This is a genomic window from Mitsuokella apri (genome assembly GCF_051886055.1).
Classification (GTDB): Bacteria; Bacillota; Negativicutes; order Selenomonadales; family Selenomonadaceae; genus Mitsuokella.
On the sequence record NZ_JBJEXT010000033.1, the window covers coordinates 106,659 to 129,390 of the forward strand.

Annotated in this window: 23 protein-coding genes; 1 reads left to right on the top strand and 22 read right to left on the bottom strand. The window is 52.9% G+C overall.

Going from position 1 to position 22,732, the window contains the following annotated elements; translation table 11 throughout:
• Positions 1-2 precede the first annotated feature (2 nt).
• From cbiT to ACI4OH_RS04435, 21 genes are all read right to left on the bottom strand, one after another.
• On the bottom strand, positions 3-581 hold the full coding sequence (cbiT, locus tag ACI4OH_RS04335) for a precorrin-6Y C5,15-methyltransferase (decarboxylating) subunit CbiT (RefSeq protein ID WP_432646715.1): 579 nt from the start codon (positions 579-581) through the stop codon (positions 3-5).
• A 14-nt stretch (positions 582-595) separates the two neighbouring features.
• Positions 596-1,255: a precorrin-6y C5,15-methyltransferase (decarboxylating) subunit CbiE gene (gene cbiE / locus ACI4OH_RS04340; RefSeq protein WP_432646716.1), complete on the bottom strand. Its 660-nt coding sequence runs from the start codon at positions 1,253-1,255 to the stop codon at positions 596-598.
• A 19-nt stretch (positions 1,256-1,274) separates the two neighbouring features.
• Positions 1,275-2,381, bottom strand: a complete 1,107-nt coding sequence (gene cbiD, locus ACI4OH_RS04345; RefSeq protein WP_432646717.1) for a cobalt-precorrin-5B (C(1))-methyltransferase CbiD — start codon at positions 2,379-2,381, stop codon at positions 1,275-1,277.
• 12 nt (positions 2,382-2,393) lie between these two features.
• Positions 2,394-3,380 carry a lysylphosphatidylglycerol synthase transmembrane domain-containing protein gene (locus ACI4OH_RS04350; protein ID WP_432646718.1) on the bottom strand — a complete coding sequence of 329 codons (987 nt, stop codon included), beginning with the start codon at positions 3,378-3,380 and terminating at the stop codon, positions 2,394-2,396.
• 38 nt (positions 3,381-3,418) lie between these two features.
• A complete protein-coding gene (gene folE2, locus ACI4OH_RS04355; protein WP_432646719.1) occupies positions 3,419-4,204 on the bottom strand; it encodes a GTP cyclohydrolase FolE2 in 786 nt (261 codons plus the stop codon).
• Complete coding sequence (gene queC, locus ACI4OH_RS04360) at positions 4,204-4,887, bottom strand: 7-cyano-7-deazaguanine synthase QueC (RefSeq protein ID WP_432646720.1); 684 nt, start codon at positions 4,885-4,887, stop codon at positions 4,204-4,206. The genes folE2 and queC overlap by 1 nt, the downstream gene beginning before the upstream one ends.
• Before the next feature lie 86 nt (positions 4,888-4,973).
• Positions 4,974-5,618: a ribulose-phosphate 3-epimerase gene (rpe, locus tag ACI4OH_RS04365; RefSeq protein WP_432646721.1), complete on the bottom strand. Its 645-nt coding sequence runs from the start codon at positions 5,616-5,618 to the stop codon at positions 4,974-4,976.
• Positions 5,615-6,511, bottom strand: a complete 897-nt coding sequence (gene rsgA / locus ACI4OH_RS04370) for a ribosome small subunit-dependent GTPase A (RefSeq protein ID WP_439784240.1) — start codon at positions 6,509-6,511, stop codon at positions 5,615-5,617. The genes rpe and rsgA overlap by 4 nt, the downstream gene beginning before the upstream one ends.
• Before the next feature lie 51 nt (positions 6,512-6,562).
• Positions 6,563-8,341, bottom strand: a complete 1,779-nt coding sequence (gene pknB / locus ACI4OH_RS04375) for a Stk1 family PASTA domain-containing Ser/Thr kinase (protein WP_432646723.1) — start codon at positions 8,339-8,341, stop codon at positions 6,563-6,565.
• A 38-nt stretch (positions 8,342-8,379) separates the two neighbouring features.
• Positions 8,380-9,774 (bottom strand): peptidoglycan D,D-transpeptidase FtsI family protein, encoded by a 1,395-nt coding sequence (locus ACI4OH_RS04380; protein ID WP_435721266.1) that lies wholly within the window; start codon positions 9,772-9,774, stop codon positions 8,380-8,382.
• A complete protein-coding gene (locus ACI4OH_RS04385; protein ID WP_432646725.1) occupies positions 9,767-11,035 on the bottom strand; it encodes an FtsW/RodA/SpoVE family cell cycle protein in 1,269 nt (422 codons plus the stop codon). The genes ACI4OH_RS04380 and ACI4OH_RS04385 overlap by 8 nt, the downstream gene beginning before the upstream one ends.
• On the bottom strand, positions 11,032-11,736 hold the full coding sequence (locus ACI4OH_RS04390; RefSeq protein WP_432646726.1) for a Stp1/IreP family PP2C-type Ser/Thr phosphatase: 705 nt from the start codon (positions 11,734-11,736) through the stop codon (positions 11,032-11,034). The genes ACI4OH_RS04385 and ACI4OH_RS04390 overlap by 4 nt, the downstream gene beginning before the upstream one ends.
• A gap of 5 nt (positions 11,737-11,741) precedes the next feature.
• Entirely contained in the window at positions 11,742-12,194 is a 453-nt protein-coding gene (locus ACI4OH_RS04395; protein ID WP_435721265.1) for an FHA domain-containing protein, read from the bottom strand.
• Entirely contained in the window at positions 12,195-12,962 is a 768-nt protein-coding gene (locus ACI4OH_RS04400) for an FhaA domain-containing protein (protein ID WP_432646728.1), read from the bottom strand.
• 54 nt (positions 12,963-13,016) lie between these two features.
• Positions 13,017-14,078, bottom strand: coding sequence for a dual-specificity RNA methyltransferase RlmN (gene rlmN, locus ACI4OH_RS04405; RefSeq protein WP_435721264.1), 1,062 nt, complete (start codon positions 14,076-14,078; stop codon positions 13,017-13,019).
• A 5-nt stretch (positions 14,079-14,083) separates the two neighbouring features.
• Positions 14,084-15,424 (bottom strand): 16S rRNA (cytosine(967)-C(5))-methyltransferase RsmB, encoded by a 1,341-nt coding sequence (gene rsmB / locus ACI4OH_RS04410; RefSeq protein WP_435721263.1) that lies wholly within the window; start codon positions 15,422-15,424, stop codon positions 14,084-14,086.
• A gap of 11 nt (positions 15,425-15,435) precedes the next feature.
• On the bottom strand, positions 15,436-16,275 hold the full coding sequence (locus tag ACI4OH_RS04415; protein ID WP_432646731.1) for a DUF116 domain-containing protein: 840 nt from the start codon (positions 16,273-16,275) through the stop codon (positions 15,436-15,438).
• Positions 16,276-16,278: 3 nt separating this feature from the next.
• Positions 16,279-17,217, bottom strand: coding sequence for a methionyl-tRNA formyltransferase (gene fmt, locus ACI4OH_RS04420; protein ID WP_432646732.1), 939 nt, complete (start codon positions 17,215-17,217; stop codon positions 16,279-16,281).
• Entirely contained in the window at positions 17,214-17,681 is a 468-nt protein-coding gene (def, locus tag ACI4OH_RS04425) for a peptide deformylase (protein WP_432646733.1), read from the bottom strand. Before def ends, fmt begins: the two co-directional genes overlap by 4 nt.
• A gap of 98 nt (positions 17,682-17,779) precedes the next feature.
• On the bottom strand, positions 17,780-19,042 hold the full coding sequence (gene pepT, locus ACI4OH_RS04430; RefSeq protein ID WP_439784241.1) for a peptidase T: 1,263 nt from the start codon (positions 19,040-19,042) through the stop codon (positions 17,780-17,782).
• Positions 19,043-19,115: 73 nt separating this feature from the next.
• A complete protein-coding gene (locus tag ACI4OH_RS04435; RefSeq protein ID WP_432646735.1) occupies positions 19,116-20,051 on the bottom strand; it encodes a LysR family transcriptional regulator in 936 nt (311 codons plus the stop codon).
• A gap of 482 nt (positions 20,052-20,533) precedes the next feature.
• Between ACI4OH_RS04435 and ACI4OH_RS04440 the strand changes: the two genes are divergently transcribed.
• Positions 20,534-21,817 carry an MFS transporter gene (locus ACI4OH_RS04440; protein ID WP_432646736.1) on the top strand — a complete coding sequence of 428 codons (1,284 nt, stop codon included), beginning with the start codon at positions 20,534-20,536 and terminating at the stop codon, positions 21,815-21,817.
• 57 nt (positions 21,818-21,874) lie between these two features.
• Here ACI4OH_RS04440 and ACI4OH_RS04445 read toward each other — a convergent pair whose 3' ends face one another.
• Positions 21,875-22,708 carry an amidohydrolase family protein gene (locus tag ACI4OH_RS04445; protein WP_439784242.1) on the bottom strand — a complete coding sequence of 278 codons (834 nt, stop codon included), beginning with the start codon at positions 22,706-22,708 and terminating at the stop codon, positions 21,875-21,877.
• Between the last annotated feature and the right edge of the window lie 24 nt (positions 22,709-22,732).

The following is a 22,732-nucleotide window of genomic DNA, read 5'->3' on the forward strand; positions in this document are numbered from 1 at the left end:
AGCTACGCCTCCTTTGTGCACGTAATGATATAGATAAGATTCTGAGCCTGTGCCATGTCATAGGGACCGACGCGGCGCAGGCGGTTTACCTGCACGGAAACAGCTTCATAGCGGTAAAGGTCTTCGTGCTCATGAAGGTACGCAAGGGACTCTGACAGAGTCTGCACCGTAATGCAGTTAAACACCAAACGTCCCCCCGGCCGCAGTTTGACAGACACGGAGTCAAGCACCGCGCCCAATTTGCCGCCGCTGCCGCCAATCAGGATGACATCCGCATCCGGCAGGGCCTCCATGCCCTCCGGTGCTTCTGTCTCCATGATGCTGAGATTATGCACAGCAAAATGACGGCGATTGGCCTCAATCAGGACGGCCGCCTCTTTTTTGCGTTCCAGTGCATAAACATGGCCCTCCGGCGCCAGACGTGCCGCTTCAATCGAAAGAGAGCCTGTCCCAGCCCCGATATCATAGATGATATCATGGGGCTCGATGCGGGCTTTTGCCAGCGTCAGGATGCGGATTTCCTGTTTGGTCATCGGCACTTTGCCGCGGATAAATGCTTCATCTTCAATGCCCAGCTGCATGATATTCCTCCTCGTCAGCCCTGCTCAGCGTTTTCTGCTTTTTCGTCCATCACAATGAGGATGCCGTTTGCGACTTCCGGCAGGGCCGCAGCCCCGCCAAGGGTCGTTTCCACAATGGATTCATCCGCATAAGAAAGGCGCGCACAGATGAAAAGGCGCGTCTTTTTTGGCCAGCCATGCGCCATGAGCACAGCCGGTATCGTCTTCGATGTGTATTTCCGGTCTGTCAGCATACCGGCCAGACAGCCCGGCTCATACGTTAAATCCTGTTCTTTCGGTACGCGCCCATGAAAAGACAGGAGACGCGCCTCATGCCAGGGCAGAGCCAGCCGCGCAAAAGCAAGCTGCATGGCAGATAATCCCGGAATGACGCGCAGGCATCCTGCAGGAAAATGACGACGCAGGGCATCGAGCAGGGAATAATATCCCGGGTCTCCCGAAACCATCACGACCACATCGCTTCGCTGCCATTCCCCGCGGATAAAACCCATGACTGCCTCGATATCGCGCGTGACGGCCATAGTTTTCTGGCCTGCAGCCGGATTTTGGGCATACTGCGCCAAGGCACGCCTGCCCCCCACCAATACCTTGGCACCAGCAATGGCCTCAGCCGCAGCCGGCAGCAGATACGCAGGATTCCCGGGTCCTATGCCCGCCACAATGATCTCATGCATTTGTCTGCTCCTGTTCTCCTCAATTCCGCGCATCCTGCGGCAAATGCCAGTGGTAATGCTGCCCAATCCTGCGGGCTGTCTCATTGAGACCGAGCAGCCTGCCCTGCAGGGTCACCATGACCACGCCGACTTTCATCCTGCCGAAAAGATAGCGCTCCGCGCGCAGGCCGGCGCGCTCCGCTAAACATCGGCATACAGATTGTTCAAGGTGAGCCTTCTGCAGTACAGTCAGCGCATCTTCCGTGGTATTGCTCTGCAGAATCTCTCTGACTCCCTCCTGCGAAAGCCCTTCGGCCGCCGCATAAGCAGCAATTGTCTCCAGCCGCGCGTCGGCAATTCGGTTATGTGTGTAGAAAATACCGGCTGCCACCTTGACCAGTTTGCCGATATGCCCAAAAAGCAGAACAGCGGGGATTTCCCGCTCTGCCGCTTTTTCCAGCATAAAGCCGATGAAATTGCTTGTCTGCACCACAGCTCCTGACGGCAGGCCCCATTTTTTCGCGAGGTTCTCACCAATTTTACCCGGCACAAAAATGAGTTCCTGAAAACCTGCAGCCTTGGCCACATCCATCTGCGGCACGAGAGAGTTCTTAAAGCCTTCTTCCGACATAGGCCGCAATACCCCCGTCGTACCGATAACGGAAATTCCGCCTTTTACACCAAGCACGGGATTCAGTGTTTTCTCCGCGAGCTCCACACCATCCGGAATGGAAATGGTCACGACAAGGCCATCGCTTATGCCAAGGAGCTCCTTCGCAGTCCTGCGCATAAGCTCGCGCGGCCCCGGATTGATGGATGGCTCGCCGACGGGCACGGAAAGCCCCGGCTTCGTAACCACGCCAATGCCCCTGCCGGCACGAAACACCATCTCTCCTACTCCATCCTGATGCTTTACGGTCGTGAAAACAGAAACGCCATTTGTGATATCGGGGTCATCTCCCGAAAATTTTACGACTTCTGCACAAATACCACCATTCTGACGGCTGACCGCCTTTACGGGAATCGTCAGCAGCGTGCCGTCAAGGGCCGTAATCTTGACTTCCTGCCAAGGCCGCCCCGCCTCAAAAAGCAGCGCTGCCTTGAGGCCGGCCGCCGCACAGGCACCTGTCGTATAGCCATTTCGCATCCCTATACCTCCTCAGCGCAGCTGACGGTTGAGGAAATCGCGTCCAAAGACCGTCAAGGTATAGTAAAGGCCGATGAGGAACGGAATGTACTCCGCAATGAGACGCCAGCAGACCGCGACAATGCCGACCGTACCGGCAGGAACTGTATCACTGAACAGCAGGACAAAACCGCCTTCCGCCACGCCCGAACCGCCCGGTGTCGGCGTGAAGTAGAGCAGCATGTTGAGGAAAATCATGCGCCCCATGACACTGTACCAGTCTGCATGCGTGACGCCCAGCCCCAAAAGAAGGCATGGCACGATGGCATAAATGCAGAGCAGATTCAGGCCGGACTCCACAAAGACGAGCAGCATGGACTTCGGCGAGGCTGCCAGCAGGGCAATGGCGCTTTTCGTATCGCGGTAAAAAGCGATGATCTTGCAGCGGCGCTCTTTTTTCGTATGCTTCGCAATGCGGATGACGAGATAATCGAGATAACCCCGTCTTGCTCCCACGACGATGACGATAATGCCCACAAAAGCCGCAATCGTAATGCCCATCAGCGTATCATTCGAGATGCCCGGCACGATGCCCGAGTCATGCATAAAAATGAACGGCATGCAGAGGACGAGAAACAAAATTGAAAGAAGAGTACGCACAATGACGAGCACAGCCGCCTTGCCCGTCGGCACGCCGGCATGACGAAGGAACATGAGCTGCGCTACAGCGCCGCCCGTCGCTCCCGGTGTCAGGAGTGCTAAGAAATAGTTGCCAAATATGACCTGTACGGCCTGATAAAGCGTTATTTTTTCATCCGATATCTTGACCAGATGCATGAGACGGCTGCCGTCAAAAAATAAACCAAGTGACACGGCAAAAAGAGCCAAAGCGACTGACCATGTCTTGAACTGTGTCAGATTTTTAAGCGTATTGATATCCACCGTTGTATAAATAACGGTTCCTGAAATCACCAGGACCAGGGTAATCAATATGATAAATCGCTTGTAAAACTTATTCATGAAAACTCCATTCCACCTGTCTTCGTTTTTTGCGTCTGTCAGACGGTTTCCTCATGAGCTGCAAACGCATTGTGATTATGAATGGACTCATAGTTCTCGCATTCAATCGAGAACCAGGCAATGCCAGGAAGGCCGCGCAGGGCAAGCACCGTATCGCGCAGAATATCCTCTACGAATTTCGGATTATCATAGGCTGCTTCTGTTACATATTTTTCATCTTCGCGTTTGAGCAGCGGATAGATAGGCGAAGATCCCTGCTGTTCAATCAGGGCAGCCAGGTCCTCGATGAAAATGCATTCCGTGCCCTCATGAAAGCGTACTTTCGTGCGGCAGACAGAGCGCTGATTATGCGCACCATAAGCAGAAATCTCTTTGCTGCAGGGACAGAGCGAAGTGAACGGCACATCAACGCCGAGTTCGAAAACCATGTTCTGACCGCGCTTCTTTGTGCCCTTGAAGCAGCAGTCGAGATCCAGCACCGAACGGCGGCCGCTGGCCGGCGCTTTTTTCTCAATAAAGTATTTAAAAGAAAGCTCTACCTCTGCCGACTGCGCATCAAGACGCGTCAAAGCCTCATCCAGCATGGCCTCCATCTCAGGCTCTGCCAGAGGTTTCTGGCTCCATGGCATGAGAATTTCCAAAAAGCGGCTCATATGCGTGCCCTTGTACTCCATGGGCAGAGCCACCGTGAACAGGATGCGGGCCAGCACCTGTTGGAAGCCGCCATCCTTGGTCTTGATGAGAAACGGCAGATGTGCATCCTTGATGCCGACGCGCTGAATGGCAATGCCGCGCGCATCCGTCTGATTCTGTACGTCCTGCATCAAAGTTCCCTCGTCTCATAGGCAATCGGGTCTTCAACACCGGCCTCAGCAAAACCGCGCAGGCGCAGCTTGCAGCTGTCGCAGACGCCGCAGGCCTTCTCGCCGCCCTTATAGCAGCTGTGCGTAAACTGGAATGGTGCGCCGAGTTTCGTGCCTAAAAGCACGATATCTTTCTTCGAAAGGTCCTGCAGCGGCGTCTCAATCGTGATTTTCTGGCCTTTTACAGCCGTTGCCGTCGTCGCGTAGTCGGCAAGAGCCTGGAATTTCTGGATGAATTCCGGGCGGCAGTCCGGATAGCCCGAATAATCGACCGAGTTGACGCCGATATAAACGTGCGTGGCACCGAGGACTTCCGCATAGCCCATGGCATACGAAAGGAAAATCAAATTGCGCGCCGGCACGTATGTCGGCGGCACGGTTGTGCGGTTGACATCGCCTTCCGGCACCTCAATCTTCTCATCCGTCAGTGCCGAACCGCCGATGGCTTCCATATTCGTCTCGATAATCAGATGCTTCTTGACACCATAAAACTGAGCAATTTTTTTTGCTCCTTCGAGTTCAATGCTGTGGCGCTGATGATAGTTGAAGCTGATTGGGTAAACTTCATAACCTTTGCTCTTAGCCACGGCCATGCACGTGCAGCTGTCAAGACCGCCTGAAAGTAATACGACTGCTTTTTCCATGATTTCTTACTCCTCAAAAACCGGAGACCATCGTCTCCGGCATTTCATTTTCCTGATAAATCTCACATGACGGGCCGCGGTCTCATTCAGCCGCGGATTGCCTGAATGGCAGCTGCGATATCCGATGCGCCGTAAACAGCGGACCCTGCTACGAGGACATTGGCACCGGCCTGACGGACGAGTTTGCTCGTCTCCTTGTTAATGCCGCCATCGACTTCAATATCGCATTCAAAGCCCATATCCTGAATCGTATGGCGCAGCATATGAATCTTATCGAGCTGCGATGCGATGAACTTCTGTCCGCCATAGCCCGGATTGACCGTCATGATGAGAACCATGTCGAGGTCCTGCAGGAGTTCCTCAATCATAGCCAGGCTCGTGCCCGGATTCACGGCAATGCCTGCCTTACAGCCGGCAGCCTTAATCTGCTGTACGATGCGGTGGCTGTGTTTAGCCGCTTCCACATGAAAGGTGATGATATCCGCACCAGCCTCAGCAAAGGTCTCAATCTGCGTTTCCGGATGCTCGACCATGAGATGCACATCAAAGACGGCATCCGATGTCTTGCGCAGACTCTTGACAACAGGAGAGCCCAAGGTGATATTCGGCACAAAAGTGCCATCCATGACATCGATATGGATATAATCCGCGCCTGCGTCCGTAACACGCTTAAGCTCATCGGCCAAATGGGCAAAATCTGCGGACAGGATGGACGGTGCAATCTTAATCATTTATATTCCTTCTTTCTGGCAAGCATTTGCGCTTCTTTGATTTCTTCGAGAATCTGCAGGTACGCATCGTAGCGTTCCCGATCTATTTTTCCTTCTTCTACGGCCTGCTTGACGGCGCAGTCCGGTTCATGGCTGTGGCTGCAGGGTAAAAAGCGGCACTGACCGGCATACGGCCGGAACTCGGGGAAGTACGAGGGCAGCTCCGTTACATCGAGCTCGGTCATTTCCATTGCACTGAACCCCGGCGTATCCACGATATAGCCATCTGCATATGGAAGCAGCTCCGCCACACGCGTTGTATGGCGGCCGCGCTTAATTTTTTCGCTGACATGTCCCGTCGTAAGCGATAAAGACGGATCCACCTGATTGAGCAGGGAGGACTTGCCGACGCCTGAAGGACCGGCAAAAACAGAAATCTCGCCGCGCAAATGCTCCCGCAGCGCTGCAATCCCCTCACCGGTCCGTGCCGAAACACGGAGAACCGGATAACCGATTTTCTCGTAGGACGACAGGAACGTTTCCCATGGGCCCTCCTGCAAATCCATCTTGTTGATACAAATCAGGATCTTGGGAATGCCGGACCACTCGGCCAGCACGAGAAAGCGGTTCAGCAGCAGCGGATGAAGGTCCGGCTGTGCAGCGGCAAAAGTCAGCACCACCTGAGTAAGGTTGGCAACAGCGGGACGCCGCAGAAGATTTTCACGCGGCAGAATCTCTTCAATAACCCCCGTTCCCTCCGGCAGTATCTCTATCGCTACACGGTCTCCGGGCACGACGCCCGTACTGCGGCGCGATTTTTTGAATTTGCCCCGCAGCTTGCAGCTGATGAGCCCATTTGCTGTCATGACATAGAAAAAACTGTTGTATGCCTTGATAAGGCGGCCTTCTACCATTTCCCCTCCTGTTTTTACCACCACGCTCATAGCTCAGCGTGATACAAATCTTTACCGCTCTTTACTGGTATCCGTCTGTTTCGATGGAGTTTTTGCTGCCGTGCCGGCATTCTTATCCGGTTCCTTGGCATCCGGCTTCTGCACCTGCTGCTTAGCCGGCTCTGCGATGACCAGGTTGACGGTGGTTCCTTCTTCTACTTCACCGCTGGCCGGCGACTGGCTGATGACCGTACCGGCAGACTGACGGCTTTCCTGCTTCGAGACACTGCCGACCTTAAGTCCGCGGCTCTGCAGGGTGGCTTTTGCGGCCTGCAGGGAACTTCCCGTCACATCCGGCACGCTGACTTTATGACTCTGCTTGCCCTTGCTTACCGTAATATCTACGGTCTGGCCGCGGCTGATTTTCGTGCCAGCCTTTGGATCCTGCTGAATGACTGTGCCGGCTTCCTCATTGGAGTATTTTTCATAGACAGATCCCAGTTTCAAGCCCATCTTTTTGAGCTGAGCCTCAGCATCTCCCTTTGACATGCCCGTAAGGTCCGGCATCTCGATTTCTTCGCCGCCCTTGCTGACATAGATTGTAACCAGGCGCTGTTCCTTGACTTTAGAGCCCGCCGTCGGATTTTGTGAAACGACTTGTCCGGCCGGCACATCAGCATTGTACGTTTCAGCCACGTTGACACGCAGCTTCTTATCTTCGAGAATCTGACGCGCCAGCGTCATCTGCTTGCCCGTGACATCCGGTACCGTGACCTCTGCTGTACTCCAGAATTTGCCATAGCTCATGAAAGCCCCGACAAAAAAGCCGGCAAAAAGAACGACCAGCAGTCCTATTATAAACTTTTTCGACTTGAAGATGGATTTTTCCTTCTTTGGTTCCCCATCTTCATAATCATTCTCCTGCACAGGATGGCGCGGCGGAATGGGCTGATGCGGCTGAACGCGCGGCAGGACCTGCGTCGCATCCGGGTCCTGCGGTCCCATGGTATTGGCAGGAGCCGCGCTGCCCGTCATCAGCATGCGTTCTGCCTGACGGATATCCTCCACAAGTTCGGCACTCGTCGGACGCATCTCCGGGTCCTTGCTCATGGCTTTTGAGACAATCGCCTCTACCACAGGCGGAATCGACGGATCGAGCTGGCGCACCGGCACAGGCTCTTCCTGCAGATGCTTGACAGCGATGCTCACAGGATTATCGCCCGTAAAAGGCAGTTTGCCCGTGAGCATCTCATAAAGGACAACGCCCAGGGAATAAACATCGGACTTCGGTGTAATCAAAGTGCCCTTTGCCTGCTCAGGCGAAAAATAATGAACAGAGCCAACGACATTGCCGCTATAAGTCATAGTGGACTCTGTAACGGCTCTTGCGATGCCAAAATCAGCAACTTTGGCATGGCCGTCTGCCATCATGAGGATGTTGTGCGGCTTGATATCGCAGTGCACGAGGTTATTGGCATGTGCATGCGCAAGAGCCTCTGCAATTTCACGTGCCACGCGCAAAGCTTCGCTGACGGAAAGATGGCCTTCCTGGCGAATGCGGTCCTTAAGCGTACGTCCTGGAACATATTCCATGACGATATAATGGTCGCCATCTGCTACACCGACATCATAAATATTGACGATGTTTGGATGTGAAAGACGTGCTGCGGCCTGCGCTTCACGCTGGAACTTATCGATAAATTCTTTATCCTGCTTGAACTGCTCATGCAGGATTTTGACGGCCACCGGCCGATTGAGCAGACGGTCCTTTGCCTTGTAGACATCGGCCATGCCGCCCCCGCCAATCAGCTCTTCCAATTCATAGCGCTGATCTAAGATACGATGCATCATATCTGTTCCCCCTACTATCTACTATCCATTCCAATCAATCACATCAAACTCTCAATGATATTTTTCGCAATCGGAGCAGCTTCTGTACCGCCGCCGCCGCCATTTTCCACAATGATGGCAAAGACAATCTTGCGTTTTGAGAGCTCTGCCGAGCCAATGAACCACGCGTGGTCTTTGCCCGCAGCATTCTCTGCCGTGCCGGTCTTGCCCGTCACCCGGATACCATTGACCTTGGCAGCGGTACCAGTGCCCTTTGTCACGACATCTTCCATGAGGCTGTCAATGACTGCCGCCATCTCCGGCGTCGTCGCAGTCAGCCATTTTGCTGGCTGCGCTTCGTGCACCACCGTTCCACCAGGTGTGATGACCTGCTGTACTAAGTAGGGCTTCATGACTTTGCCGCCATTGGCAAAAGCATCTGCCAAAAGCGCCATGTGCATGGGTGTGACCAGAAGTGAGCTCTGGCCAATAGCCGTCTGAGCCTGGTCTCCTGCGGACAATTTGCCAAAATCAGGGAAATGTGATTTCGTCATGAGAATCTCATCGCCGATTTCCCGGTCGAAGCCAAAACGGCTGAACGCCTTTTGCAGCTTATCGTCCCCCATACGCATGCCCAAGGTGCCAAACGTAATGTTGCAGGATTCTGTAACAGCCTGCCTGAGGTCTACGCGGCCATGAACTTCCCCATGACTTTCCCGAATCGTATGACCGCCACCGACGTCGAGTACACCATCGCAATTGAAAATTTCTTTTTGATTGGTCACGCCATCCGTTAAAGCCGCATCTGCAATCATGGGCTTAATGGTCGAGCCCGGTGGGTAAAGTCCCTGTACCGTACGGTTGATCAGGGGGCTGTCTTCCTGGCTCGACAGAGATTTCCAATTGGCTTCTATATTATTAGGATCATAGGAAGGTGTGCTGGCCATCGCCAGTACGGCTCCGGTCCGCGCATCGAGCACGACGACTGCTCCGCGGCGTTTTCCGAGGCCCTTTACAGCCGCTTCCTGTGCCTTCGGCTCAATTGTCAGCTTGACATCATTGCCCCGGTCTGACTGCAGCAGCTGGGTCAGCGGGCCCAACCGGCTCATATCCGCGGTCAGGCCCAGCAGCGCCTGATTCGCATGTCCCTCAATGCCGGCACTGCCGATGTTTTCCCCATTATAGCCTGTGACAGCTGCCATCTCCGCGCCAAACGGATACACGCGCGTACCATCTTTTTTCGTCTCAGCAAGGACCTGCCCGTCAGCGGCCAGAATGGAGCCTCTCACGATATCAGCACGTGCCGCAGCCATTCTCATATTCAGCGGATTCTTCGCCAGGTCATCTGCCTCCCATGTGGAAAGATAGATGACATAGACGGCAAGAAGTCCAAACAGGACCATCAGGAAAGAGGCCGCGCGGAGCACCTGTCGTTTCATTTTCCAGTCAGACATTTCTCTTCTCCTTTGAAAGGGACAGAAGCATGCCGAGCAGGATAAAGCCCGACACCATCGAACTGCCGCCGTAACTGATAAACGGCAGGGTAATGCCCGTCAGCGGCAGAAATTTGGTCACACCGGCAATGATGATAAAGGCCTGCATGAGGAGCAGTGAACTGCAGCCGGCAGCCAGCAGCATCTCCTTTTCCTGCGCACAGGCCAAAGAGATACAAATGCCGCGCCAAAAGGCCATGACGTAGCAGGCCATGAGCATAAGCGAAGCGATGAGCCCCATCTCCTCCGCAATGGCTGCAAAGATGAAATCCGTATGAACCTCTGGGATAAAGCCGGGATGGCCGTACCCGAAACCTGTGCCCCAGATGCCGCCTGTCCCAAAGGCAAACAGGGACTGCACGACCTGATAGGCCATGCCATTCGGATCCTGCCAAGGGTCAAGCCAGATATCAAAACGCACGCGCACATGAGCAAAACAAAAGTAACAGATGACAGCTGCTGCTCCCATGAACAGCAGCGCTAAAAATACATAAGAGCGGCTGCCAGTAGCCATATAAGTCATGAGCACAGCAATGCCAAAAAACAACAGTGCCGAACCCAAATCCTTCTCCACGACAAACATCAGCACCGCGATGCTCCAAATACAGATGAGCGGCGCAATGAAGCGCAAAGGCGGGAGCTGCAGGAACAGCAGGCGGCGCTTCGGCAGAGCCAGCACCTTGCGATGGTCAGAAAGATACGCTGCCAAAAACAGGACAATGAGAATTTTGCCAAACTCCGACGGCTGCACGGAAAAAGGCCCGAGTACGAGCCAATTCCGGCTGCCGCCGATTTCTGTGCCAAAAAGAATCGGCAGAAACAGCACCACGACACAGAGAATTCCCGTAATATAAGGATAATCGACCAGCCTGCCCACACGATTCCAGAAACGTATTACCAGAAACATCAGGACCATCGCGATGAGCAGCCAGCGCAGCTGCGGTACAAGCAGAGCCGGCTTGAGTCTTGCAATCTCCACGATGCCCACGCTCGCCAGCAGCATGATCAGAGGAAATAAATACGTATCCATGTGGCGATGAATCAAAATCCCCTGCATGATGACAGCGAGCACCATTACCGCTGCCAGCCAGGGCAGATAGGAAATCCCCAGCAGCATGGCGGGATTGACTGTCCCCATCTGCGGGTGCGTCTTAATGTACAGGACACCCAACCCGGAAAGCAGGATGCCAAAAGGTGCCAGCAGCAGGCTCCAGTTCTTCATGATGCATACACCACCACTACAGCCGTAACATTATCGCGTCCTCCCGACTCCAGAGCTGCATCGACAAGGGCCCTGGCCGGGTTTTCCTGCTCCTGTTCCAGAATAGAAATCATTTTGTCCTCTGAAACCATGTTCATAAGACCATCTGTTGCCAAAAGCAGGATGTCTCCCTCTGCCACTTGGAAACAGCCGCTGTCGACTTCAAGATTTTCCTCAACGCCCACGGCCCGCGTCAGCATATTCTTCTGCGGATGATTGCGCGCTTCTGCCTCTGTAATCTCACCGTGCTCGACGAGGTCCTCCACATAAGAATGATCACGCGTAATCTGTGCAAGGCGTGCCTCACGCAGCAAGTAAAGCCGGCTGTCCCCGACATGTGCCCAGAAAGCCTGTCCAGCGCCGATATGCAGCAGCGTAGCTGTCGTGCCCATGCCCTGGCAATTGGGATTTTCCGCCACAGCCGCGAGGATCTCATGATTGGCATGACGGATGGCCGAGCGCAGCTCTTCTTCGCCAATGTCATTCCTGCCAGCCAAATCGGACTGTACCGATTTGACAAGGATGTGACTGGCGACTTCACCAGCAGCATGGCCGCCCATGCCATCTGCTACAACATAGACCTCCGGAGCAAAGACAGCTGCACTGTCTTCATTCGTCGGTCTCACACAGCCGACATCCGTCGCTTCATAAACCTTACTCAAAATTCTCACCTCTCGAACCGAAGGGTGACAAGGCCAATGCGGATCTTGTCACCAGGACGCAGGTACGCCCTGCCCTCCAGGATTTGACCATTTACATAAGTGTGGTTGATGCTGCCGAGATCTTCGATGACGTATTGATTGCCATGACGATAAATCTGCGCATGATGATGGGACACATAGCCTTCGGGAATCACAATATGATTATCGCTCCCGCGGCCCAGCATGAGCTGTTCGCCAAAGGCAAAACGTTTGCCCATAAGCTCTTTTTCCGGCGCTTCCAAAACGGATATAACCGCTTCTGCCGGCTTAGTCTCCGGTTTGCGGATCGCTTTATCCTGCTTGCGGACCGCACCGAAAAGACGCCTGCTGAGCGTTACTGTAAACCAGAGCAGCCATAAAAGCATGCCATATTCGAGCAAAACGCGGATGCCCTTGAGAAAAACGGCTGTCACCGCCACTTATATCACCTCGTACTGCAGGACCGTCATACCGATCCGGATTTTATCACCATGCCGGAGACGGCACGAATCTATGCGCCGCCCATTGACAAATGTACCATTTGTGCTCTGCGCATCATAAAGTTCATGACGGTGGTGTTCGTAAGAAATCCACGCATGAAGGCGCGAAGCATTTGTATCGGTCAAAATAAATTCATTCTTGTCACGCCGCCCGATGTAGACCTGCTTTTCTCCGATTTCAAGATAAGCATCGAGGTCCGGCCCTTCCACGACCGTCAGAGAAGCCATGGGATGAAAGGCTGGCAGATTTAAAGGAGTCTGCCTGTCAAGAGAAGGTCTTTTTTGCAGGACCAGCGTATTGGCTGACAAATTTTCCACATCCTCAGATGACCTGCACTGCAGCTTATAAACACCGCGGCTCAGTTTGGCATTTTGCTCCATGCGCACAAGAATAACACCTTCTGCAGCGCAGTCCTGCAAAATGATCTGACGGGCAGCCGTCGTGCGCAAATCTTCAATGATACGCCGTGCACAAAGCCGGTGATAATCCTCCGGATTCAATGAAAAAACAAAAACGGTATCGACATCATGCCGTTTCTTCCCTGAAGATTGGCGCGTTACTTCACGCTCCACACCATTCATGAGTTCAACGACTTCCAGATTGCTGCTGAATTTCTTATTGAAGAATCCCTCAATGTGATTGGCCAGATAGGATTCCCAGGTGCCAAGGCCCATGGCATCCGCCTCCGTTTCCTTAATCGAGTTCACTAGCCACTATTCGTACATTATAACAGAAATGACTGTGAATTTATAGGAAAATGGTCAATCTGCCAGGTGTTTATTGCGCAGCTGGCCACAGGCAGCCTGAATATCTGTCCCCATCTCACGGCGTACCGTAACATTCAGATGGTGTGCCGTCAGATATTTTGCAAACCATTCAATGCGTGCAGCGGAAGGGCGCAACAGATGACGCTCCGCCACCGGATTGATGGGGATGAGATTCACACTGGCCAGCTGCCCATGCAGAAGCGCCACGAGCTCTCTTGCCTGCTCCTCACCGTCATTGACCTGGTCAATCAAAATATATTCATATGTTACCCGCCGTTTTGTCACTTCTGCATAATGGCGGGCAGCCTCGATAACGTCTTTTAAAGGATATTTGCGGTTAATCGGCATGAGTTCACTGCGAAGCTCCTGATTCGGCGCGTGCAGGGAAACGGATAAGGAAATGGGGATTCCCTCTTCTGCCAGTTTATGCATCTGCGGCACAATACCCGAGGTTGAAAGCGTGATATTGCGGTAGCTGAGCCCCAGCACATAATCTTCATGGAGCAAGCGAATGAAACCCAGCACGTTATCGTAATTCATCAAAGGTTCCCCTGACCCCATGATGACAACGGTATCGACTTTCTCACCATGTTCTTCCGTCCGCAGCATATCGTTGATTGTTATAGCCTGGGCCAGAATTTCACCTGCTGTCAGATTGCGCGCCATGCCGTGAAGAGTCGATGCACAAAAAGCACAGCCCATATTGCAGCCGGCCTGCGTCGAGACGCAGATGCTGTTGCCATAGGGCTGGCGCATGAGCACCGTCTCCACAGCCGTGCCATCGGCAAATTCCAATAAAAATTTTGTGGTATGGCCATCAGCTGAATCAAGCCGGTCTTTGGTCTTTGGGCGTCCTATGCAGAGAGCGTCCGTCAGTTCCAAGCGCAGCTTCTTCGGCAGATTTGTCATATCAGCAAACGATACGGCACCGCGCTTATACAGCCATTCTGCAATCTGCTTGGCGCGGTAAGCCGGTGCAGCAAAGGGACGCAGGGTCTCCTGCAGTTTTTCCAGCGTCAGACCAAAAATATCCTGTTTATCCTGTAACGGTTCCAATGCGTTTATCCTTTCCTTTGCATGCGGCAGATGAAAAAGCCATCTGTGCCGTCTATATTGGGCAGCAGCTGAACCATCTTTGCTTCCCGATGCTTTGTCGGCAGCGGCAGGAAATTTCCCGTCGTCTCAAGCTGGAATTCCGGATGCTGCTCTAAAAAGCGGCTGACTACGCCCTGATTCTCGGCAAGTTCAATCGTGCAGGTACTGTAAACGAGCACGCCGCCCTTCTTTACGGCAGCTGCCGCACTCTCTAAAATGGCCAGCTGCAAAAAAGGCAGTTTCTCAATCTCCTCCTGTGTCCTGCGCCAACGGGCATCCGGCTTGCGCCGCAGGACGCCAAGGCCGGAACACGGTGCATCGACAAGAACGCGGTCAGCCATGCCCTCATACGCCTCACCAATTTCTCTCGCATCGATTTTCTCGGTCTCAATGATGTGAATGCCCAGCCGATTGGCATTTTCCTCAATGCGCAGGAGTTTGTGGTCATAAATATCACCGGCGAGAATTCGGCCCTTATCCTGCATGAGCGCAGCCAGATGCGTCGTCTTGCCCCCCGGTGCTGCACAGCAGTCAATGACAAATTCGCCAGGCTGCGGCCCGACGACATGTGCCACGAGCATCGAACTCTCATCCTGCACCTGACAGCGCCCTTCCTGCAAGGGCTTCAAGGTATCCAGTGAGCCATGACTGTGAACAAGGATACCTTCCGGTGCCCAAAGAGAAGCCTCCGCCTCTGCCCCGCATGCCTTGAGTTCACGGAGCAGGGATTCTCTGTCCGTTTTCAGAGTGTTCGTGCGCACAGATAAGACGGGCTGTTCATTATCAAAATCACAGAGCTTTTCTGCGGCTTCAAAGCCAAACGTCTTCACCCAATGGCGCACAAGCCACTCCGGATGCTGACTGCGCAGAGCCAGCCCCTCTGTCGCATGTCCCTTGCCGCTTGGAAATGCCGCCTTCTGCGGCTCACGCACGGCTGTGCGCAGGACAGCATTGACAAAACCGGACAGCCCCTTCATGCCCATGCCTTTGGCGAGGTCTACTGCGGTATTGCAGGCAGCCGAAGCCGGCACCTTATCGAGATAAAAGAGCTGATACAGCCCCAAATGTAAAATTTCCCGCACAAGCGGCTGTATCTTGCGGACAGGCCGATTGACATAACGGCGCAAAATCCAGTCCAAAGTATCCCCCGCCTTCACGGCACCATAAACCAGCTCCGTGACAAAGCGGCGGTCCTGCTCACTAAGATTTTCCTGACGCAGCGCCTTGGCAAGGGCCACATTGGCATAGGCACCATTTTCATGTACTTCATATAAGATGCGGACTGCTGTCTCGCGCGCTTTATCCATAAGCCCCTCCCTTATTTCTCTGCATCTGTTTTCTCATCACTTTGTTCATTCCCGCTGTCCTTCTTTGGTACCGGGATAATAATTTTTTCAAGTTGAGCCCGTACTTCATCGATGTCCACATGTGTGTTGTAGCACGGACCGTTGGGCCTGATATTCAGGACGCCGACCGCCGGCAGAGGATAAACATCCTGAATTCCGCTCATAAGGTCCCGTTCACAGGCAATGGCGAGTACTGCCTTGGGCTTTGTTTTATAGACAATCTGACGCGCTAAAGTGCCGCCTGTCGCCACAAAGAAATGAAAGCCCATCTCATGGGAAAGCGTCACAAGGGCTCCGATATCGCAGCCGCCGCAGCGCTTACAGTTCTCAGGGTCGCGCGTAATCTTGTGCGGACACGACGCAAGCTGCAGGCAGTGCGGCGTCACAACGAGCAGGCGGTCAGCCGGCACGCGGATGCCCATGCGATTGAAAAGCAGATTGCTCACAGCAATAAACGAGCCTTCGAGCCTGCGCCGGCGTATGCCAAACAGCTTGCCAAGGCGCACCGTAACAGGGAACAGCAGGTTGATGAGCTCATATGTCTGCCTCTGCAAAAAAGGCAGATACGGCAGCCCCGCTACGGCTAATGCCATATTGACAATCCCCAAAAATGCACCGAGGATTATCACGGCGAAGACAAGACCTACAATCCATGGCAGCAGAGGCTGGATGGAAGCCAGCCCTGGGACGCCGATATACCAAATCAGGTAAAAGATGCCCGCCATGATAAGGGCCGTCAGGGATAACATGCCAATGAACAGCCTTTTTTTTGGTCTGCCCGGCATGGTGTAATTCTTCTTAGAATTCGCCATTTTTTATTCCTCAAAGACTGCTGGCAGGGCTATCGCATGACCATTCAAATAATCACATGCTTTCATGCGCTTCTTTCCCGGAGCCTGCAGTTCGGTAATCTCCAATACGCCATCTCCAGTCGCTGCAAACAGTCCCTTCTTCTTATCGGCTGTCAGGATAGTCCCCGGAGCCGCTTCTGTCTTTTCATCCGTTTGCTTCGTACGCCAGATTTTATACTTTTTCCCAGCGAGGAACGTATAGGCCCCCGGCCAGGAATCAAGACCGCGCACGAGATTATGAATGTGCTGCGCAGAATCCTGCCAATGAATATGTCCCGTCTCCTTGTCGAGCATGGGCGCATAATTTGATTCTCCCGTCTGGGGAATGCGCTGCAGCGTTCCGTCCGAAAGCTTCTCCAGCGTATCCATGAGTACTTTTGCCCCCAGCTTCATCAGGCCGTCATGCACATCCTCAAGCGTCGTATCCTCTCCAATCGGAAATTCTTCTTTGAGCAACATATCGCCCGTGTCGAGTCCGGCATCCATGAACATCGTCGTGATGCCCGTCTTTTTCTCCCCGTTGATGACACACCACTGCATCGGCGCAGCACCGCGGTAGCGCGGCAAAAGAGACCCGTGCACGTTGATGCAGCCATATGTCGGGATATCGAGAATGCGCTGCGAGAGAATCTGGCCAAAGGCCACAACGACCATGAGCTCTGGCTTTTGTGCTTCTAAGAAAGACGTAAATTCTTCATCCTTGATTTTCTTTGGCTGCCAGACAGGCAGATCGTGTGCTGCTGCCCAGGCTTTTACAGGGGACGGGACCAGTTTCTGCCCTCGCCCTCTCGGCTTATCCGGCTGCGTTACAACGCCAATGACTTCACAATGTTCGTAGAGAGCAGCCAGGCATGGCACAGCGAATTCCGGCGTTCCCATGAAAATGACTCGAAATTTCTTCAACTCTGATTCCCCCTGTGCAGACTCTCAGCAATATCGATGAACAGCTGGCCTTCAAGATGGTCGAGTTCATGCTGGATGCAGCGTGCCAAAAGGCCCGTCGCTGTCAGATGCTGCTTCTTGCCGCGGCGATTGAGGAATTCCACCTTGACCTTGGCCGCACGTTCCACTTCACCGTAAATACCCGGCACCGAGAGGCAGCCCTCGGTGTCGGTTGCCTTGCCCTCACGGAACGTGATGACCGGATTGATGAGCTCCAACAGGCCATGATCATCCTGGCAGTCAATGACAACCACACGGATTGGACGTCCGACCTGCGGTGCCGCAAGGCCGACGCCATCGGCCTCGTACATCGTAACAGCCATGTCGTCGAGCAGTTTGCGCAGTTCTTTATCAATATGTTCAACAGGTGCACAGACCTCTTTGAGGACAGGCGCACCAGCCTTTTTTATTTCCAGTATTGCCATATAGAAAATCTCCTTATCCTGATAAGATTCCAACAAAATTTATCGAAATAGTAGTGACGCGCCAGTTTGCCTGACGCGTCGCATTCATCTCATTACACTTATTTTTTCAGACTGCCCGCTTTGACCATGATATGAAGGACAGTTTCCGCCGCTTTCTGCAAAGACTGCAGGGGCAAGTACTCAAAGCGGCCATGGAAATTAGCACCGCCCGTGAAAAGATTCGGACACGGCAGTCCCATGAAGGAAAGGCGTGCACCATCCGTGCCGCCTCGAATCGGCTCAACATGGGGCTCTACGCCTGCTTCTTCCATAGCATCGCGCGCAAGGTCGACAATATAGAGATTGCCCTCCTCGATTTTCTCTAACATATTATAGTAGACATCGTGATGCTGTACTTCCACGGAGCCTTCTCCGTATTTTTTATTGAAGAAAGCAGCCATATCATCAAGCAGTGCCTTGCGCTTGGCAAATTTTGCCTTATCATGATCGCGCACAAGCATGCCCATCGTGACTTCTTCCACGCCGCCCTTGATGGTATGGACATGGAAGAACCCTTCATGCCCCTCTGTATATTCCGGTTTTTCGCCGGCCGGCAGCATCTGCTGCCATTCGGCAGCCATGGTCACGGCATTTTTCATCTTGCCCTTAGCATCGCCGGTGTGTGAACTGCGCCCATGAAACACGATTGTCGGATTGGCTGCATTGAAGTTTTCATATTCAAGGCCGCCAAGTTCGCCGCCATCTACGGTATAAGCAAAGTCGGCAGCAAATTTCTTCACATCGAAGCGGTCCGCACTGCGCCCCGTCTCTTCATCCGGCGTAAAGCCCAGACGGATTTTGCCATGCTGGATTTCCGGATGCTTTAAAAGATACTCTGCCGCACTGACAATGGCCGTGATGCCGGCCTTATCGTCTGCGCCAAGAAGAGTCGTGCCATCCGTCATCATGATATCCTGGCCCTTGTATTTCTCAATATCCGGATAATCCGCCACCGAGAATACAATATCCTTTTCCGGATTCAGCACAATATCGCCGCCCGCATAGGCGTGGATAATTTGTTCATGGATAGGACCGCCCGCTGCATCAGGGCTTGTATCCATATGGGAAATAAAGCCGACAACAGGAGCTTCCTGCGGGGAAATGCCATTGGCCGGCAGCGTGGCCATGATATAACCATGCTCATCAAGCGTCACATCCTCAAGCCCGAGCTCCGCAAGCTCTGCTGCCAGATGTTTGGCCAGCACCATCTGACCTGGTGTTGACGGGCACTCCTGTTCATTTTCTTCATCAGACTGCGTATTGAATGAAATGTAATCGCGAAAGCGCCTGATCAGCGTTTCCAAATCAATTTCCATTGTCATTACGGTCACCTCGTACTCTATTAATCATCTTATTATTATACCAATAAACAGGAAGCGGAACAAGGCATTGTCTTCAGCTCTGTTTTTTCCCAAGAGCTGCTGCTTTTTTCTGCACCTGATTCATCGGCACCGCACCATCGTGCACAAAATGGTGAATCGTGAACTGCTGAAAGGTCATCGCGGCCGGAGAAAGCGGGCGCGATGTGTTCCAGGCAATGCCAACGGCTCTTTTGCAGAGCGGGAACGAAATGGGCACGAAAACTACGCCGAGATGCTCTGTGCAGGGAACATGCGGCAGAACACTGACACCAAGGTGTGCTGCTACGAACGATACGAGCGTATGAACTTCATCGCCTTCAAAGACAATCTGCGGATGGCTCTCCGCGAGATCCAGGAACTGATTGACCTGCTGACGCAGTGTATACTCGGGCTTCAAGGCCACGAAAGGCTCGTCTTCCACTTCGCGCAGACTGACACGCGATTTTTGTGCCAAAGGATGATCTTCCGGCACGACGAGGAACATTTCCTCGGACCAGAGATACATCCAGGCCGTATCCGGCTCATTCATCGTCGAGCAGAGACAGATGTCCGTCTCTCCATTCGCCAGCTGCTCAGACAGCATGGAAGAATTCTGCTGATTCAATTTTACATCGATATGAGGATAGCGCGCATGAAACTGGCGCAGGATAAGCGGCAGGAATGTATCCCCCAAAGAATGAAGGAAAGACAGATGCACGACACCTTCACCGCCATTATCGATCTGGATTTCCTGTTCGGCTAATGCCAGTTCACGGATGACGCGGTCCACATGGAACAGAAATTTCTGCCCGGCTTCCGTGAGTTCTGATGTACGTCCATGGCGTTCGAATAAGGTGATGCCGAGTTCCTGCTCAAGTTTCTGTATCGAACGGCTCAGAGCCGACTGGGAAATGGCCATTTCCTCTGCCGCCTGCGTAAAATGATGGCAGCGCGCCATGGCCTGAAAATATTTGAGCTGCGTTAATTCCATTCTATACCTCACTTCTTATATATCCTGCACGATATGCATAATTACTTTTGGTTATAGTCTATTATATGCACAGTATAATAAACTGACAACGTTTTCCTGCTAACTTTTCATGATTATTTTGCATTGTATTCATGTATACAAAACATAATCCATGCATTTTCTGCAATAATTGACTATTTGCGCTCTTAATATGTACAAAATGCACTTTATTTGTGAAAATAATACATTAGACGCACATAAAAAAGATGACTATACTAAGTTTCAGATTTCATCCATAAGATTTTTTGATGATATATTAGATAAGCAGGTGAAACATGTATATGAAATCCAGAATCCCTTCGGATTATGTTGAAGAGTTTTGTGCAGAGACGGGCATGTCGACAAGCGATGCACATCGTATGCTGACTGTCGCCCACTGCACGGCGATTCATCATCCCCGTCATCATAAAAAGCGTGTTGTATTTGGAAAGGAGTCTTCTTCTATGGCAGATACCACTGCTGCCCCACAGCGCCTTTGGACCCGCGATTATATTTTTGACATCGGCGTCAACTTCCTTGTTTACTGCGTTCATTTTCTCCTGATGCTCTGGTCTACGGCCTATGCCATCTATACTTGGAACGCTTCCATCAGCATGGCAGGCCTTGCTTCTGGCCTTTTCATCGTCGGTGCGCTGTTTGCCCGCATCCCGGCCGGCCGCTTCATTGATTTTGTTGGGCGCCGCAAGATGTTCCTCGCCGGTACGCTGATGTTCTTCCTGCTCGTGCTCTGCTATGAGCTCGCACCGACGCTCGAGATTTTCATGCTCGTCCGCTTCCTGCACGGCCTTGCCTTCGGCACGACGTCAACGGCTGCCAGCACGGTCGTCGCTGCTCTCGTACCGCTTAAACGCATGGGCACGGGCATCGGCTACTTCACACTTGGTGTCACGATGGCTTCGGCTGTTGGCCCGTTCATCGCCATGAACCTCACAGCATCCCATGAATTCAATCTGGCCATTGAAATCTGCTCTGTTGCCACTTTTGTCATCTTTGCGCTGTCATTTGGCATCAAGGCTCCGGAACGCACAATCCTGCCGGAAGAAAAAGCCGACCTGCACAAAGTTTCCTTTGACCGTTTCTTCTCCCTCAAGGCTCTGGCCATCTCCTTTATTGCCCTGATGGGCGGCGTCTGCTACTCCACGGTCCTGAGTTTCCTCGGCGCCTATACCGCCAGCATCGGCGTCACGGGCATCGGTGCTACGGGCTTCTTCCTCTGCTTTGCTGCTACGTCCTTCATCAGCCGTCCTCTGACGGGCTATCTCTTGGACCACTTCGGCGGCAACGTCGTCATTTATCCGGCACTCCTGTGCATGGCCGCAGCCATGGGCATCATCGCCACGGCTACGGGCGATATCGCCATGCTCGTCGGCGCCCTGTTCCTCGGCTTCGGTTACGGCACAATCACGGCTTCCTGCCATGCCCTCGCCGTACACTGCGCCCCGATGCATCAGGTTGGCGTGGCTACGAGCACGTACTTTGTACTGCTTGACTTCGGCATCGGCGTTGGCCCATACACGCTTGGCAGCTTTGTACCGGCTTTCGGCTTCTCCTTCGTTTATCTCGCAGCCGGCGCCATCTCCATCAGCGGTATCTTCCTCTACTACTATCTGCTCGGCCGTCATCATCGCTTCACGCGCCATCAGATGGACCGCGACAGCGAAGCCAAGACGATTGTTGCAGAACGCCGTCAGCGCTTCTATGAGAAACGTCTGGCCGCTGCTCATTAATCTGCAGTCAATAAAAATCCGGCATCCCAACTGGGATACCGGATTTTTTGTATACAATCAAGTAAGAGATTTTGACGCCTCGGCCGGCAGATGATAAATCCGCATCGCATTCTTATAAAAGACATCGTCCCAATGTTCCCGCGGGATGATTTCTTTCGTGAAGTCGATATAATCGCCGAGATTCGCGAGCGGCCAGTCCGTGCCAAACATGAAGCGGTCGTACGAATCAAGATATTCAAGCCAGCCCTTGAGCCTCTCGATATAGAAATGCTTTTTCTTCAGGAAAGCCCCGAAGTCGGGAATCTTGCGTTCCAAAAGTCCGGAAAGATCGGCCACGACATTGGGATTTTTCTCGATGACGGCCGCTGCATCGGTGAACCACGGCTCACCGAAATGGCACATGACGAACTGCACCTCGCGAAATTTCGTTGCGGCTTCATCCATAATCAGCGGATGGCTGTACTTCAAAAGGGCATGGTCTGTCGCAGTCAGGCCCGTATGAACGGCAACGGGCTTATGATAGCGCGCAGCCAACTCGTATACTGGAGCCAATTTGTCATCATAGAGATAAAACGAAGTATACCCCGGATAAAGCTTGATGCCGACACAGTTCTTTCTCTTGAGATGTTCTTCAATATAATGAAGTTTCTGCGGCAGAGTATCCATGTCGAAGACCTGACTGTCGAGACCGACGCAGTAAGAAAGAAACGGCGGATACACCGGCTTTGTTTCTTCCACAGGCAGGTTGCCCATGACAATGCCGTGGACCATGCCTCTCATCCTGTACTGCTCCAGCAGATGTTCTTCGCTGTTTTCATGGCCTGCTGCCTTCGCGATTTCATCAAAATAAGCATCTGCACTAAAATGAAGATGTGCATCAATGATTTTCATAGCAATCCCTCAAAATTTTTATCT

What these genes read in the sequence shown, in the direction of transcription:
- ACI4OH_RS04440 (WP_432646736.1), top strand. Translation starts at nt 20,534, where the DNA reads ATGGCAGATACCACTGCTGCCCCACAGCGCCTTTGGACCCGCGATTAT.
- ACI4OH_RS04445 (WP_439784242.1), bottom strand. Translation starts at nt 22,708, where the DNA reads ATGAAAATCATTGATGCACATCTTCATTTTAGTGCAGATGCTTATTTT.
- ACI4OH_RS04350 (WP_432646718.1), bottom strand. Translation starts at nt 3,380, where the DNA reads ATGAATAAGTTTTACAAGCGATTTATCATATTGATTACCCTGGTCCTG.
- rpe (WP_432646721.1), bottom strand. Translation starts at nt 5,618, where the DNA reads ATGATTAAGATTGCACCGTCCATCCTGTCCGCAGATTTTGCCCATTTG.
- ACI4OH_RS04380 (WP_435721266.1), bottom strand. Translation starts at nt 9,774, where the DNA reads ATGTCTGACTGGAAAATGAAACGACAGGTGCTCCGCGCGGCCTCTTTC.
- rsmB (WP_435721263.1), bottom strand. Translation starts at nt 15,424, where the DNA reads ATGGATAAAGCGCGCGAGACAGCAGTCCGCATCTTATATGAAGTACAT.
- pknB (WP_432646723.1), bottom strand. Translation starts at nt 8,341, where the DNA reads ATGATGCATCGTATCTTAGATCAGCGCTATGAATTGGAAGAGCTGATT.
- cbiT (WP_432646715.1), bottom strand. Translation starts at nt 581, where the DNA reads ATGCAGCTGGGCATTGAAGATGAAGCATTTATCCGCGGCAAAGTGCCG.
- ACI4OH_RS04415 (WP_432646731.1), bottom strand. Translation starts at nt 16,275, where the DNA reads ATGGCGAATTCTAAGAAGAATTACACCATGCCGGGCAGACCAAAAAAA.
- ACI4OH_RS04435 (WP_432646735.1), bottom strand. Translation starts at nt 20,051, where the DNA reads ATGGAATTAACGCAGCTCAAATATTTTCAGGCCATGGCGCGCTGCCAT.
- ACI4OH_RS04385 (WP_432646725.1), bottom strand. Translation starts at nt 11,035, where the DNA reads ATGAAGAACTGGAGCCTGCTGCTGGCACCTTTTGGCATCCTGCTTTCC.
- rsgA (WP_439784240.1), bottom strand. Translation starts at nt 6,511, where the DNA reads ATGGTAGAAGGCCGCCTTATCAAGGCATACAACAGTTTTTTCTATGTC.
- pepT (WP_439784241.1), bottom strand. Translation starts at nt 19,042, where the DNA reads ATGACAATGGAAATTGATTTGGAAACGCTGATCAGGCGCTTTCGCGAT.
- folE2 (WP_432646719.1), bottom strand. Translation starts at nt 4,204, where the DNA reads ATGCAGGACGTACAGAATCAGACGGATGCGCGCGGCATTGCCATTCAG.
- cbiE (WP_432646716.1), bottom strand. Translation starts at nt 1,255, where the DNA reads ATGCATGAGATCATTGTGGCGGGCATAGGACCCGGGAATCCTGCGTAT.
- queC (WP_432646720.1), bottom strand. Translation starts at nt 4,887, where the DNA reads ATGGAAAAAGCAGTCGTATTACTTTCAGGCGGTCTTGACAGCTGCACG.
- def (WP_432646733.1), bottom strand. Translation starts at nt 17,681, where the DNA reads ATGGCAATACTGGAAATAAAAAAGGCTGGTGCGCCTGTCCTCAAAGAG.
- cbiD (WP_432646717.1), bottom strand. Translation starts at nt 2,381, where the DNA reads ATGCGAAATGGCTATACGACAGGTGCCTGTGCGGCGGCCGGCCTCAAG.